Source organism: Pseudomonas sp. GW821-FHT04D07, assembly GCF_059420225.1.
This window is the reverse complement of sequence record NZ_JBWKTH010000021.1, coordinates 21073-35688: the sequence shown is the minus strand read 5'-3', so window position 1 is coordinate 35688 and position 14616 is coordinate 21073. Positions and strand designations below refer to the sequence as shown.

Annotated in this window: 13 protein-coding genes; all 13 read right to left on the bottom strand. The window is 54.5% G+C overall.

Annotated elements, in window-relative coordinates; all coding sequences use genetic code 11:
* Window positions 1-76 precede the first annotated feature (76 nt).
* Window positions 77-1042, bottom strand: a complete 966-nt coding sequence (locus AC07T0_RS22040; protein WP_495003174.1) for a glycosyltransferase family 2 protein — start codon at window positions 1040-1042, stop codon at window positions 77-79.
* The gene (locus tag AC07T0_RS22035; protein ID WP_495003173.1) at window positions 1043-2038 is read right to left on the bottom strand and encodes a hypothetical protein; all 996 of its coding nucleotides are present in this window, start codon (window positions 2036-2038) and stop codon (window positions 1043-1045) included. It lies immediately after the preceding gene.
* The gene (locus AC07T0_RS22030; protein ID WP_495003172.1) at window positions 2035-3984 is read right to left on the bottom strand and encodes a glycosyltransferase; all 1950 of its coding nucleotides are present in this window, start codon (window positions 3982-3984) and stop codon (window positions 2035-2037) included. The genes AC07T0_RS22035 and AC07T0_RS22030 overlap by 4 nt, the downstream gene beginning before the upstream one ends.
* A gap of 28 nt (window positions 3985-4012) precedes the next feature.
* Window positions 4013-5341, bottom strand: a complete 1329-nt coding sequence (locus AC07T0_RS22025; RefSeq protein ID WP_495003171.1) for an ABC transporter ATP-binding protein — start codon at window positions 5339-5341, stop codon at window positions 4013-4015.
* A 5-nt stretch (window positions 5342-5346) separates the two neighbouring features.
* Entirely contained in the window at window positions 5347-6156 is an 810-nt protein-coding gene (locus AC07T0_RS22020; protein WP_495003170.1) for an ABC transporter permease, read from the bottom strand.
* 36 nt (window positions 6157-6192) lie between these two features.
* A complete protein-coding gene (locus AC07T0_RS22015) occupies window positions 6193-7131 on the bottom strand; it encodes an NAD-dependent epimerase/dehydratase family protein (protein WP_495003169.1) in 939 nt (312 codons plus the stop codon).
* 71 nt (window positions 7132-7202) lie between these two features.
* Entirely contained in the window at window positions 7203-7922 is a 720-nt protein-coding gene (locus AC07T0_RS22010) for a sugar phosphate nucleotidyltransferase (RefSeq protein WP_495003168.1), read from the bottom strand.
* 3 nt (window positions 7923-7925) lie between these two features.
* The gene (locus AC07T0_RS22005) at window positions 7926-9080 is read right to left on the bottom strand and encodes a DegT/DnrJ/EryC1/StrS family aminotransferase (RefSeq protein ID WP_495003167.1); all 1155 of its coding nucleotides are present in this window, start codon (window positions 9078-9080) and stop codon (window positions 7926-7928) included.
* Window positions 9081-9138: 58 nt separating this feature from the next.
* Window positions 9139-10110 (bottom strand): transketolase family protein, encoded by a 972-nt coding sequence (locus AC07T0_RS22000; RefSeq protein ID WP_495003166.1) that lies wholly within the window; start codon window positions 10108-10110, stop codon window positions 9139-9141.
* Window positions 10107-10940, bottom strand: a complete 834-nt coding sequence (locus AC07T0_RS21995) for a transketolase (protein WP_495003165.1) — start codon at window positions 10938-10940, stop codon at window positions 10107-10109. Before AC07T0_RS21995 ends, AC07T0_RS22000 begins: the two co-directional genes overlap by 4 nt.
* A complete protein-coding gene (locus AC07T0_RS21990; protein WP_495003164.1) occupies window positions 10933-11892 on the bottom strand; it encodes a GDP-L-fucose synthase family protein in 960 nt (319 codons plus the stop codon). The genes AC07T0_RS21995 and AC07T0_RS21990 overlap by 8 nt, the downstream gene beginning before the upstream one ends.
* Window positions 11893-11894: 2 nt before the next feature.
* Window positions 11895-12887: a GHMP family kinase ATP-binding protein gene (locus AC07T0_RS21985; protein ID WP_495003163.1), complete on the bottom strand. Its 993-nt coding sequence runs from the start codon at window positions 12885-12887 to the stop codon at window positions 11895-11897.
* 3 nt (window positions 12888-12890) lie between these two features.
* On the bottom strand, window positions 12891-14417 hold the full coding sequence (locus AC07T0_RS21980; RefSeq protein ID WP_495003162.1) for a B12-binding domain-containing radical SAM protein: 1527 nt from the start codon (window positions 14415-14417) through the stop codon (window positions 12891-12893).
* Window positions 14418-14616 lie beyond the last annotated feature (199 nt).

The following is a 14616-nucleotide window of genomic DNA, read 5'->3' as shown; positions in this document are numbered from 1 at the left end:
TGTTAGCCATTCGCCGCCCACACTCCACGGCTTTGACACGCCCCCCACCCACTCAATCGGACTGTATGACGTCACCTCAGCCTTTGACAAAAGGCTTCAATAGACCATGGGCGGCAGAGTGACGAAGCGTGAACCAGATCCAAAGATAGCTACGCCAACGAAGTGGAAGTTGCGAGTCGAGAAAAATCTTTTTGAAATAAAAAAACAAAGCTCCCCGCTCCGTCGACGGAGCCTCGCCCATCGCTTCCGGGAGCAACGCTGTAGCCACTGACTCCCCCCGAAGTGCCTGAGTCAAGCGCCGGGCCGCATGGCGCCGGTTATCGCTCAATCTGATGAATATCGAATCATCCTGGAAACGCCCACGTTTACTGTACGTTTCGTCATAGGCCGCCTTGCCGGTGCGATAGTGCAGGTGCTCGAAAACCACATCGTGCAGATAGATAATCCGGTCAAAGCCCTGGTGTTGAAGACGCTTGAAAATATCGAACAGATGAAAATCTATAAAAGCACCCGCATAAGCCGTCGGATAAGGGTCAATCAGTAACTCGCAGGTGCTGCGTGACAGAATAGGAAAGGTTGCCAAGCCACCTTTTTTTAGCAGATCGTTGCAATAGCCCAAGTAGATCCGGTCAGTGAAACGACTGTCCATAGCCCGTAACTCCCGGTCCCAGCCTGCGGTCCGCATGACCATGTCATCATTGACCAACACAATGATCTGCCCACGCGATGCCTTATAGCATTCGGTGTTGTAAGCCCCCATGGATCGGTTGGGACCGATAATGCGCACCGTACGCAATGATCCGCCATCCAGATGGTGACTTCCCGGATCATCCTCGTCGACATAGAGGATGACCTCGACGGCGTGAAGGCTATCTGCCGTGCTCACTACGCTGTCAAAAAAACGTGCGACCAACTCAGGTCGCCCCCGGGTCGGTAGCAGCAGAGATATCAATGCCTGACCTTGCAACGGATCACTGGATCCAGAAGCGCTCTGCACGATAGGCCCTGCGCTGCTTTTGACTGCGGACAGTTCAGTTTCCATTTATGACCCCTTATTCAGAGCTACCGGCGAACAACTCAGGCGATCAGTCATTTGCCAATAGGCGAATAGATCGTGCGGAAACGGCCGCTCCAGCGCGAATTTTTCGGCCATGGCCTGATATCCCGCATGCATTCGTTCATACAATACTCCAGCGCCTTCGACGTAATCTCGCAGTACCTCAAGCCAATCGGGCCGTTCCAGGTCAATCTGGGGGCAGCAAGCGGCGATCTGCGACGTGTCTGCCGTCCCCAGGGAAACGGTCACCCTGCCGACCCGCAGGGCCGCAATGATGCGCATCAGCGAAAGCCAACGCCACTCCAGGCGCTGGGGAAGATTGAGCACCAGCCGGGTCGAACGGTTCAATGTATCGCGCTGCTCATGGGAGACAAACCGTCGAGGACTGGCGACAGAAAAACCTTGTTCCTGCAGCCGATCCAACAGCTTAGCGCGATAGTCCGTGATAACGCCGGTAAACAGCAGATCGCTTTCGAACACCCCGGTCTCCGAGAGTGGCTCGACTAACGCAAGCCTTGGAAAGCTGATCGTTCGTACGGGAACACCTGGCAGCATCTTATCCATATTAACCAATGCGGGAAGATCACCCAGTATCAGGAAACTGCAAATATAGGGTAAACACTCGAACAAATGCTGGATACGGGCTACCTGCACGCTGGGGTGCATATAATCGTTGTTATTCCAGAGCGGGTCGCCATGGATAAAAATCTTGTCATCCACAAAGTCAAGATGTTCGGTCATGATCACCGCGACCCGTTTGTTGTGGCGCGTGCAAAAATCAATGAGGGTGTCACGTGATGGCTCGGAAAAATTCTCGATCACTATATTCAAACACTCTTCACTGGGGTGCTTGCCGACGCTAACCGGATACCCCTGCTGCTGAAGTGCAAGGATTAGAAAATCGACCTGATCGCTGATACCAAAGTACGAATGGTTATAGACCCACAGGTGAACGGGCGGCCGGGTATGGAATTGCATCATGCATTTCCCTTTCGTATTGTCGTGTCCGGGTCCCGTGCTGAACCCGCTCCAGCCAAACCGGCAATGACCGACTGCTTGACGACCTGCAGGTTCCCATCCGAGTAGGATTTTTTATAACAGCCATTGTCCAATCTCTCGGCCGTCAACGCTCCATCACTCTGTAAAACGGCATGAAAACACTCTTTGTAAAGAATGATGTTGAAACCATGAAACCCTTCAACCACCAGCTGCAGCTCCGACTCATGCCCCCCGTCGGCAGCAAATGCAGCCTCCGCCGGGTTCACGCTCGAAGCTGACAGAACCTTTCGCAAGCCCCGGTATTGACGCAACCATCGTGAACAACGGCTGTGCAGACGTGGGAACGGCAGCAGCAAACTTGAGATTATCCTCACCATCCGCGAGGGCTCAGGCTGTCGAGCTTTCCCTGGCTGCGGCAGGTACCCGCCCATCAGTTCGGGCAGACTGTTTGCAAATACAATCGGCCGGCCCTGTGGCTGCCGATATTGAGTCAGTACCGACCAATCCCGGGTTGCCATGACCGGGCAACCTTCCAGAAGTACGAAACACGCCCCCTGGGACCAGACACTGTACAACCCGGTATTGATCCATAGTGCCGGGCGGGCGCTGCTGCCAAAGGCCCGGCGTAATCCCACCGCGTCAAGCAGACATTGCTTTAACGGTATCGGAGGAACCAAGACAGGCCGTGCCGGTGTCTTGTGCTCGGCGTAAAGCTGGAGCACACGAGTCCAGAAGGTATCGGCAAACGCCTCCACAGTGAAATCCGTCATGGCTCGCTGGTGAGCACCACGCTGCAATACGAAGTACCGCTGCGACGAGAGCAATTCGGGGATACGCAGCAGCAGCTCCTCGCCAATCAGCTCGTCCTCACGATCTGTCCGCACAGGTATCTTCCAGGGCTGTGCAGCAACGGACTCGGTACCCACCGTCACCCCGTGTACATTGTCCTGCAGTAACGTATTGCTGCCCTGAACCGCGGCAATTACAGGTACGCAGCCCAAGCTCATCGCCCTGAGAATATCGACCGTGCATAACACATCCGCTGGCTGCAGGAAGATATGCGAGCCGGCCATCAAGGCCTCGACTTGGGCACTGGAAGAGGTCGCCCATAAAATGCTACGCCCCGTCTCGCGCTCGACGAATGCGTGATCGACACCCGCCGCATCGAGCGCCTCCGGTGTGGGGCGCTCACAGGCCATACTGAGCGTGGCGCGATGGCCAGCCGCGCAGAAGTCTTTCCAAAAGCGCAGTACACGATGCCCACCACAGGTGAAAAAATCGGTCTCGTGATCCGGCGTGACCACAAAGAGAAACCTGGGATGGCTGAGCGCTGGTTTCTCGGGAAGCGTCTTCCAATCCTGCCGCATCGGCACAGGCAGTCCGATGGGCGTAGTGAATAGCCGAGGCTCAATCTCCGAAGCCTCGAGAAAGTCACTCAAGGCGTCAAGAGCATCGGGTTGGTGGGAAAACACTCCCAGGCACAAAGGCCCTCCCAGCAAACGGCGATAATGCTCACGAATGAGGGGCAACTTCTCCTCGACAGCGTCTTGCGACACAACCCACGGCGAGAACAAAGAGCGCAAAGACTCGAAATGCAGCAAAAAGGGTCGAGTCAGACTAGGGAATGGCACCGAGTGAAAAAGCTCTATATCGCCAGGCAACTTCTGCGTCAGCTGACGGTTTTCAGGCTCAAAACCGCGTATGTCAGACATGACCTGATGATCGGCCTGCTTTGCCAGCCCCGACAGCAACCACCGGCGAACATCGGCAGAGCTGGCAAGCTGATCTTGCAAGGCCACGTTGTCCCAGGCATTGATAGCAACCCCAACAGGTGCTCGGTCGAATAGCCCGCTATACAACGGATGAAATCCACGCCATGGAATGTAATGACTCTGATTCCAAGCAACAGCCACGGCCAACTCACTCACGATGTGTGTCCTCCATAGCGCTTGTACCTCATGAGCGGCTCTCCTGAAGGCCAGACACCGACAAGACGTCATATTTGACCTGTAGATCGGCGAAACCGGTGATACCCGGGGTATCGGCGAATTTCAGCCAGGTCAGCGAACGTCGTACGTCCAGGAAACGGTCTTCCTCAGGCGTTACCTGAGTGCAGCCAATATCCAGAAAGTATTCAGCGCCCACCAGCCCGGCATACAAGGAAAACCTGACGACCAGACACTCTCCAGCGTCCGCCGATAGCAGCGGGTCGCCGCGCATCAGCAGGTTGGTCCCGAACACATAGGTCCCATCGAGCGACACGATGGCAAACCCCGCGGACACGCCATCCAGTTTCTTATGGAAAAGCAACTTGACTAATAGTTCCACCGTCTGGCCCGAGGGAATCGTCGGTGGATCCCTACGTCCATCGACCAGTACCTCAACATCGATTATCTGAACTTCACCACTGCCCAGTCGCGTTTCGTGAGCGTTGTAGAAAGGCCTGTCACAGACCACATCGGCTTGCCCATTGGTCAGCAACCGCGATCGCTCCACTTCACCTGACACGACCTGGCCTGGTTTGTCCGACACGTCCTTCGGCGCGTCCGTGCCAGATAAAAGATTTTGATAGTGGTTGACCGCGGCGACAATCGGACCGTCATAGCACACGCGACCATTCTCGATCACCAGTCCACGTTGGCAAAGACGCAGCAGGGTATCGGCGCTGTGAGAAACAAACAGGATCGTCTTGCCCTGCTCGACAAACTCACGAATACGTTGGAAGCAGCGGTGCTGAAACCTCGCATCGCCAACACTCAGTGCCTCATCGACGATCAGGATTTCCGGTTCTACGTGAATCGCCGCCGCAAAAGCGACTCGTACGAACATACCGGACGAGTAGGTCTTCACCGGCTGGTCGAAGTGTTCGCCGATCTCGGCAAACGCTTCGATTTCGGGCATCTTCGCCTCCATCTTGGCTCGGCTGAAGCCCATGATCGAGCCATTGAGAATCACGTTCTCCCGCCCGGTAAACTCTGGATTGAAGCCCGCCCCCAACTCGAGTAGCGCAGAAACCTTACCGTTCACCCAGACGCTGCCGGTAGTTGCCTGCATCACCTCACAGATAATCTGCAACAACGTCGACTTGCCAGAACCATTGCGGCCCAATACGCCGATGAACTCGCCCTTGCTCACCTCGAAAGAAACGTCATGCAATGCCCAGAACTCTTTGTGGTATTGCTTGCGCAAAGGGTGAAGCCCTTCGATCAGACGCTCACGAGGCGACGAGAACAGCCTGAACTTCTTGGAGACACTCTTCACGGCGATTACGATATCGTTTGGCATGGCGATTAAAGGACATCCGCGAATTCCGGCTTCAGCCGACGAAAGATAAAAGACCCCAGAAACAACAGAAAGAGGCTCCCCCCCCAGAAAACCAGCGTCTGATCCAATGCCGGCAAGGAAACCGTTTGAAAAATCAGCGCCTCGCGATATCCCTGGACGATGTAGTACATGGGGTTATAGACCATCCATTTAGCGATGACTGGCGGCATGATTTCCGCGGACCAGACAATCGGGGTGCTCCAAAACCACAAATTGAGCAAAATCGTCAGGGCTTGGCCAATGTCCCGATAGAACACCTGCAGCGCCGCAAGCAGCCATCCCAGCCCCAGCAACAGAACACCTGTGCAGAATAGGAAATAGACAAATAGCAGGCGCTCCGGAAACAGGGGGACGTTGTAGAACAGCATTAAGCCCGCGAGTACCAGTAGAAACACACCGTGAGGAATCAGGCCCGACACCAGATGGACCACCGGAAGGATCTCCGTGGGGAAAACCGTTTTCTTGACCAGATGACTATTGCGGGTGACCGAATGGGTTATGGCGTGCAAGGCATCGCTGAAAAAGAACCAAGGTACCAGGCCGCAGACAAACCACAGGATGAAGGGGGTATTGACCGGTCCCTGGGAACGGAAACCGACCGCGAAGACGAAATAAAATACCGCCACCACCGCGAGGGGGTGGGCAAACGCCCACAACATCCCTCCGAGGGTTCCGACATAGCGACTCTGCAAATCACGCATAGCCAGCGCTTGAATCAAGGCGCGATGCCGAAAGACATTGCGCAATAGCTGCCGCGCCGAAAGTTGACTAGCCAAACGACGATCCTTTTATGGGCTTGTGCATCAGCACGGTCAGATGTTGCCGTAGACCATGTTCTTGATCATGGTGAAGCCCTTGATCAAGTCCTTGATGCCATCATCCAGCGACATGGAAGGCCGGTAGCCCGTCGCTTCCAGCTTGGCATTGGAAACCACATAATTGCGCTGGTCCTGGTCCTTGCCCACTGGCGCCTCGAGGAATACGAAGTCCAGAATATGCGCTTGAATACGCTCACACAACTCACGCTTGGAAATGTTCGCATCCGATAGACCGACGTTGTAAATTTCACCTTTCATTGAAGAGAAATGTTCCAAACCATGCAGGAATACCCGAGCCACATCGCGCACATGAATATAGTTGCGCTTGAATGAGCTCTCGAACAATACGACAAAGCGATCATGGACGGCACGATAAGTGAAATCGTTGACCAGAAGATCCGTGCGCATCCTTGGCGACATGCCAAAAACTGTCGCCAGGCGAAAGCTGATCACATTGTCCCGTTGCATCAGTAACTTTTCGACTTCGACCTTTTCCTTGGCATACTGCGAAATCGGCCGCAGGGGCGACTCTTCACTGCAAAAGTTGTTGGCATCTCCCGTTCCATAAGCACTGTTCGTGGTGGGCATGAGCACAACCTGCTCAGGTGACATCAGGCGCAGCATCATCTCGATCGCATCGTGATTGACGCTCGATGCCCCCACTGGATCGGCAATACACATGGGCGCCCCTACCAACGCCGCCAGAGGGATGACCACATCAGCCTTGCTCAACAGCGGCCTCATCACACTTTCAAGGCGAATATCGCCCTTTACCACGTTGAAATTGGGTGCATGGCACACATGATTCAAGCTTGCCTGCTTGAACAGAAAGTTATCAAGCACTGTTACTTTATGCCCAGCTTCCAGCAATGCAGGCACAAGGGTAGACCCCAAATAGCCAGCGCCGCCGGTCACGAGAATGTTGTGGCTCATCGTCTGCTACCTTTTTCAAGTGTATAAAATGATGTCAATACAAAAATGCCCCGCCCCCAGTCATTTATGACTCACCCTTCAATGCTCGCCAGTACAAGGGCCGCGCGGTGGTAATCGTCAGGAATACCGATGTCGATAAACGTCCCGTCAGCCGCGAAGCCCGACAGCGGGACCCCACGGTCAAGCAAGGTCGGTAGAAGCTCATCCTCCAGCGATAAAACCTCGCCCACGACGAACGGCAGGTTTGTCAAACTGCTTCGGCGTACCCAATAGACGCCACCATTGGCAAGACAGCCCGGTAGCCCGCGCTGTGATGCCAGCGAGATAATCTGCTGCGCCTGGTTCAGCTCAAGGCCCATGTAACGGTTCGCCTCACCCGCGCGAAAAAGGGACAAAGTCCAGTCCGCGACTGTTTGCCGGGCGAACCGGTCCAGTGCCGCAAGTTCGACGGCAAAGAAGGTATCGCCGTTAAGGACCAGAAAGGCCTCTTCGTCGATCAACCGAGAGGCCGCCAGCAGCAAACCACCGCCGGTACCCAGGCGTTCGTACTCAACCGCGTACTCCACCTCGGCACAACGATAGGAACTGCCGAAGTGCTCGGTAATGACGTCGCATTGGTAGCCCACCGAGAGGACGAAACGACGAATACCCTGAGCGATCCAGTAGTCCATCAAAGATTCGAGAAAGGGCCGACCGTTGACCGGAGCCATCGGCTTGGGCACATCAGACACGACGCTGCGCAAGCGAGTCCCCAAGCCTCCGGCCAGTATGATCGCCGTAGTCACGGTCATGGCTTACACACCATTCAGGAAGCGGCAAAGTTCATCGATTTCCTCATCTCGCAGATCCGGAAAGTTGCCGATGTAGAACCCGTAGAAATGGATGTGCTCCGTTTCGGGAAACTCACGGTAGTAATCCGGCGGCACAATACCCTTGAGGTAAGGCTGGCGCAGTTGATTGCCGCCGCCGGCGCTGCCCCGACGAAACTCGATCCCACCTTCCTTCATATGCGCCATAAGCCGCTGCGCCTGCGCCTCATCCGGCTCGCGCAGGATCAGATTGAACGCATAGTTGCTCGAGCCTTCCAGCTTGAAGTCGGTGCGGTACTTCTGCGGATCAATCCCCTTGAGGAAACGATGCAGGTTCGCTGTACGGCGCTCGACGTTGGCCGATAAGCGTTTTAGTTGCTTACGCCCCAGAATCCCACCGATCTCCGTATTTCGCGTGTTGAATGCAGGGAAGGCGAAAATGAAATCCGGATTGAGCTCAGGGTTGGCCTCCTGGTACCGGGTCCGAAACGCGGGATCGTCGGACTCCCTTACCATACCGTGGGAACGCAACATCCGGGCTTGTTGATAAACCAGCGGATCATTGGTGCAAATCATCCCGCCTTCGATGGTGCTCATGTGGTGGGCATAGTAGAACGAGAAATTGGAAACCCATCCCAGGCTGCCCAGGCGCCGCCCATTATGCTCAGCGCCGTGGGATTCGCACACATCCTCGATCAACGGAATGCCTCGCCGCTCCAATACCTGCATGACCTCATCGTCGATACCGTCAAAACCTTGCACATGAGTCAGAAATACTGCTCGAGTCCGCTCGTTCAACTTGCTCAAGATCTCTTCCGGCGCCATCGAAAGGGTACGCGGATCAATATCAGTGAATACTGGCGTGAAACCGTTTTGCAGAACGCTCGCGATATCGGATACCCAGGTCAGAGAGGGCACGATGACTTCCCCCCCTTCGGGGTGGCGGAGCTTGAGCAACGCCATGGTCAGCAGGTTTGCCGAGGCCCCGGAGTTTACGAAAACGCTGTACTTGACCCCCAGCCATTGCGACCACTCCCCCTCAAAAGCTCTCACGTTCTCACCATGAGTCAACTTGGGATCGTCCTGACGCAGATGCTCAATCACCGCATCCAAATCTTCCCGCAAGATGTTGTTACGCATTAAGGGGTATTTCATAGTCGACGACTGCTCCATTGCACATGTAGTCATGAAATAGGGATCAAAATGAACGGTGAAAATCGAGGGCTTTCTGGATAACCGCATGGCTACCGATACCCACCTGCTCGTGCAGGGTTTCACGGTTGCCCAGCTCGAATCGATACTGCGGCGCCACGCCAATATTCAAGAATGGCTTTCCTGGCACACGTCGGGACAGCAGGTTGAACAACAAAGCGTCCAGTCCACCAATCCCCTGAAAGCCCTCTTCCAGCGAGACGACCCCGCGAGCATCCCGAAGCCGGGAGACCAGTGCCTCTTCATCGAACCCGCTAAGATCGAACAGATCCACAACGTTCACCTTCAACCCCTGCTCAGCAAGGCTGTCGGCCACTTTAAGCGCGGTTTGTGTCATATAGCCCGTTGACACCAGGCAAAGCTCCCGGCCTTCGCCATGCTTATGAAAACCGCGTTTAAGGTCAGGCGGGTTGTGGCTGTAAATCAGCGGAAGGACTTGGGCGTCCAGACGTAGGTATTTGATACCCGGTCGCGCCAGACACTCGGCAGCTAACAGGCCGGACGTCACTTGATCGGCGGGAGAGAACACCTGCATGTTCGGCAGGCTGCGCATCAGCGTAATGTCCTCATAACACTGATGGGTTGGGCCTGAGACCACATAGCTGTAACCGGCTCCCACCCCGATCAGACTGACGTTGAGCGGACGAACCATGGACAGCAAGGCCAAGTTGACCCGGATCTGCTCAAAACAACGCATCGTGATAAAGGGCGCGATTGCATAAGCGAAGACCTTGAACCCCTCAAGGGCCAAGCCGGCCGATACGTTGATCAGGTTCTGCTCGGCGATGCCGACATTGACGAACCGGTGCGGGTAACGCTCGCGAATGAGATCAAGCACCGGCGAACCAAAATCGGCGGTGACGAAGAACACATCATCGCTCTCCATGGCTTCGAGGATTGACGAGAGCAGCGTGTCACGCATGGCGCGTGGTTTTAACGGCGGCGGCATAACACTCATTGTTCGACTCCCAGCAATTGATCCATCAACTGCGCCGCTATCGGGGTAATGTGTGACAACGGTGCGTTTTCCAGACCTGGCACCCTATGGCCCTTGCGAGTATTGACGATAATGACCTGCGGTTTCCCCTCATCACTGGCGCGACTGACATTCAATGCATTGGCAATAGCCTGTGGAGAATGACCATCGGCCACCACCTGAGTCGCCCATCCGAATGCAGTGAGCTTGGCACTCAAATCACGGTGGGAAACAATATCGTCAGTGTGGCCAAGCATGCTGATCTGGTTGTTGTCGACGAGCACGGTGAGGTTATCCAGACGGTGTTGTGCGCAAAACATGAAGGCTTCCCAATTAGAGCCCTCATGCAACTCGCCATCCCCGGTGACAACATAGACTCGCTGATCCAGCCCGCGCCTTTTTAACGCCAACGCCATGCCCGCGCCCACGCCCACGCCATGCCCCAGCGAGCCGTTAATCGTTTCGTAACCCGGTATCACCGGGTCCGGAATACCTCCCAGAAAGCTTCCCGCCAGACACACGCGCTCCAGTTCAGCCGCCGGAAAATAGCCGAGATCGGCCAGGATCGGGTACATACAGAGTGAGCCGTGGCCTTTGCTGATGATGCAACGGTCTCGTCCCGGCCAACGTGGATCGGCCGGGTTTTGCCGCAAAAAACCGCCATAGTAGAGCGTCACGAAAATCTCGATCGGCGACAACGATGAAGCCACTCGCGTCTCCGGCGCCCGCTGGTGAATCTTCAAGGTTTCTCGCCAAACCCAGCGTGCTTTTTCCAGTAACTGCCCACTGAGAGCAGGTTCAATATCATGCATGGAAATTCTCACTCTCCAGAAAGGACGCATACGTTTGGCGAATACCCGTTTCAAGGGATATACCCGGCTGCCAGCCAAGGGCCCGCATCCGTGAACTATCGAGCAACTTTCGCAAGGTGCCGTCAGGCCGTTCGCTATCCCAGCGAACTTCACCACGGTAGCCGACAATATCGGCAATCAGTCGAGCCAATTCGCTGATCGGCAGGTCATACCCTGTGCCAATATTGATGGGCAGTTCGGTAGACGAGAGATCCGTATCCAAAAGTAAATGGCCGGCAGCGGCCAAATCGTCTGCATAAAGGAATTCGCGCCGTGGCGCGCCACTGCCCCAAAGAGTGATCACTTGATCAGCGGATCGAAGCGCACGGTCGAAACGATTGATTAATGCCGAAAGTACATGCCCGGATTGAGGATCAAAATTATCGTTAGGCCCATAAACACTATTGGGAATTACTGGAATAAAGCGCTGCTCGCCATATTGCCGGTTGTACGCCAGGCACATGTGCACACCCGCCAATTTCGCGATGGCATAGGCGATGCTGGTCACCTCCGGCTTTCCGCTGAGTAACGCCTCCTCAGCCATTGGCTGAGTCGTCTCCCGCGGATACATGCAGGACGAGCCGAAAAACAACAGACGCTGCACACCGTAATGATGAGCGCTCTGTATGACATTGGTCTGAATTTCAAGATTATTTGTAATAAAATCAGTTGGATAGGTGAGATTTTCGACAATCCCCCCGACCTTGCCCGCCGCGAGAATCACTACCTCTGGTCGCTGATCGGCGAAAAATGCGTCAACTGCCCGCTTGTCCCTCAGCTCCAGTTCATCGTGCTCACGCAGAATCAGGTTGGTAAAACCCGCTGCGGTAAAGTGCCTGACAAATGCCGAGCCAACCAATCCGCGGTGCCCGGCGATAAATATCCCTGAACCTTCGGAAAAAAAAGGCGACATGCTTAGAATCCATTCGGCTGATAAAGGACCACACGACTTCCGGAGTTCTCAAACTGGAACGGTACATGCACCAGGTCTTTCAAACACTCAATGACCTGCCGTTGCAATTCGGGCTTGACGAAAAACAGCATAAAACCTCCGCCCCCGGCACCCAGCAACTTACCACCCGTGGCTCCCGCCGACCTGGCGATAGTGTAGATATGGTCGAGATCAGGATTACTGATCCGGTTCGACAAGCTTTTTTTCAGGCACCATCCTTCATGAAGCAGGGCACCGAAGTCATCCAGTGTCCCTGGGGCCTGAAGAACCGACAGCGCTTCATCCGCCATTTGCATGATCTGCGTCAGTTCACGGTGCCGCGACGATATGTTCTTGATTTGACTCTGTGCAATTTCCGATGCGATGCGGGAAAACCCGGTAAAAAACAACATCAAATGATCTTGCAAAGACTGCAGGCGCTCCTCGGGCAAGATGATCGGCGCAACATTGAAACCGCCATCATGATGAAAGTCGATACGATTGAAGCCGCCATAAGCCGCAGCGATCTGATCCTGCGAGCCGACACTTTCCTTAATCAGATCCTGCTCGATGTGTATTGCCAACTTCGCCAGGGAATTCTGGGAAATCTGTTCGCCGTTAAGTGCTTTCATCGCGTGTAAAAGCCCTACGGTAAACGACGAGCTAGAGCCCAGCCCCGAGCGCGCAGGTAAATCACCATCATGGTGTATCTCCAGCCCCCGATCACAGGCCATGTAGCGGAGCACCTCACGCACCGCGGGATGCTGAATCTCATTAGGATCCATCACGTTTTCGATCGCCGAATAAACGATCCGATACTTGTGATCGAAAAAAGGAGGCAAATGCCGACAGTTGATATAACAATACTTGTCGATCGAGGTAGAAATAACCACTCCACCCTCTTCACGAAACCAACCCGGATAATCGGTACCACCGCCAAAAAAAGAGATACGATAAGGCGTGCGCGTGACAATCATAGGTTAATCCCCCAGCAGTTTGCGCTTCAACTTTATACGCGTCATATCCTCAATATTCTGGCGTTGTGCAAGGCCGAACTTTTCCTGAACAAGCCCCAGATACAACGGATTCGTAAAATAACGCTGCCACGCCTCATCTCGAAATTTCAGCACCTGCGCGGCCGATAGATATTTCGTTGGCAAGGGCTCGCACTCATAGGACAAGAACGCATAACCCTCATAGCTGGAGGGTAACGACCAACCTTTTTCGCGAGCCATTCGATTCATCGGACTTCCTGGCAATGCTTGACACGGATACATATTGGTCATTTCGCAATTCAGCTCAATGGCCAGATCCAGCGTTTCCTGCATCGTCTCCAGCGTATCTTCGGGAAACCCAAAAATAAAGTTACTGATGACATTGATTCCACTGCTCCGAATCCCATCACAAACGTCGCGTATATTAACTTCCTTGAATGAACCTTTTGAAACTTCCTGGCGAACCATTTGATTGCCTGCTTCGACACCCAGTGCCAGCCAGTTGACTCCCGCTTTTTTGAAACGTTCCAACGCGTCGCGACGAACGGTATCGACCCGAGAGTAGGTCCACATATTAAAATTGAAATCGCGTTCGATGACCTGATCCAGAATCGGCTGATAGAACTTGCGATTGAGGAAGAACATTTCATCGCTGATTCGGAGCGTGCGCACACCCAGCCGGGCCAGCTTCTCCATCTCCCGCATCACCCAGGCCGGGCTCCAGAATCTCATGCCACGAAAGCTCGCGGCGTCTACATCATCAGAGTTGTCAGTCCGGTTAAGAATATTGATCATGCAGAAATTGCAGGCAAAATTGCAGCCCAAGGAGGTATAGATTGCTGCAAACGGTGTGCGATTGCCGTGATCGAACCCGGCGTGCCAAAAGTGGGCCCGGTACAGATCCAGTGGCCGCTGTTTGTAGGGCAAGAGATCCCAAGCATAACCAGGCATATCGATGTCCATGCGCTCCTGCGGCACCAACCGTTCGGGGGCATTGAGCATCGGCATGGAAAAATTCGCCGGTCCCGGCTGCTTGTAACCTATCCCCTTGATGGAAGGGAGATCATCGCCCAAGTTGCTTCTGAGCAGGGCGTGCAATGCATAAACCCCCTCGTTGAGCAAAACAATATCAATACAGGTGTGAGCCAGGACCTCTCGGGGTAGTGCACTAACGTGGGAGCCGACAAAGCAAATCTTGAATAATGAAGACTGCTCCTTAAGGGCTTTTGCAAGTTCCAAAGCCCCAATCATGCTGGTGGTGCCGGAGTTTGGATTTTGTCCATAGACGACGAAGACAACCAGTCGCGCCTGATGCTCTTCTATCCGTAGAACCGACTGCTCCAGGGTCAACCTTTCTGCGTCGCAATCAAGAATCGCTGCCTCAAAGCCCTGACTACGACACGATTGCGCCAGAAGCAGAGACCATGTCGGTGGTTCTATTGCAGAGTAGATATCAGCCAGGCCTTGATAGGCCTTGGCAGAAGAGTCAGGTGTTACAAATAACACATCCATAATGCTATTTCCCCCTCTACATTCGATCCAATAGCGCCCGTCATCTCACAGAATAACGGCGCCGACCCTGTAGCACGCGGCCCAACATCCCGCGGCGAAAGCTCCCCCCTCTTCCCTGCGGCACACTGACCAACCGCCAGCAACACCAAGGGTTACGCCGCAAACATCACCGCCGATCCAACTACCCTCGCCAAACGCC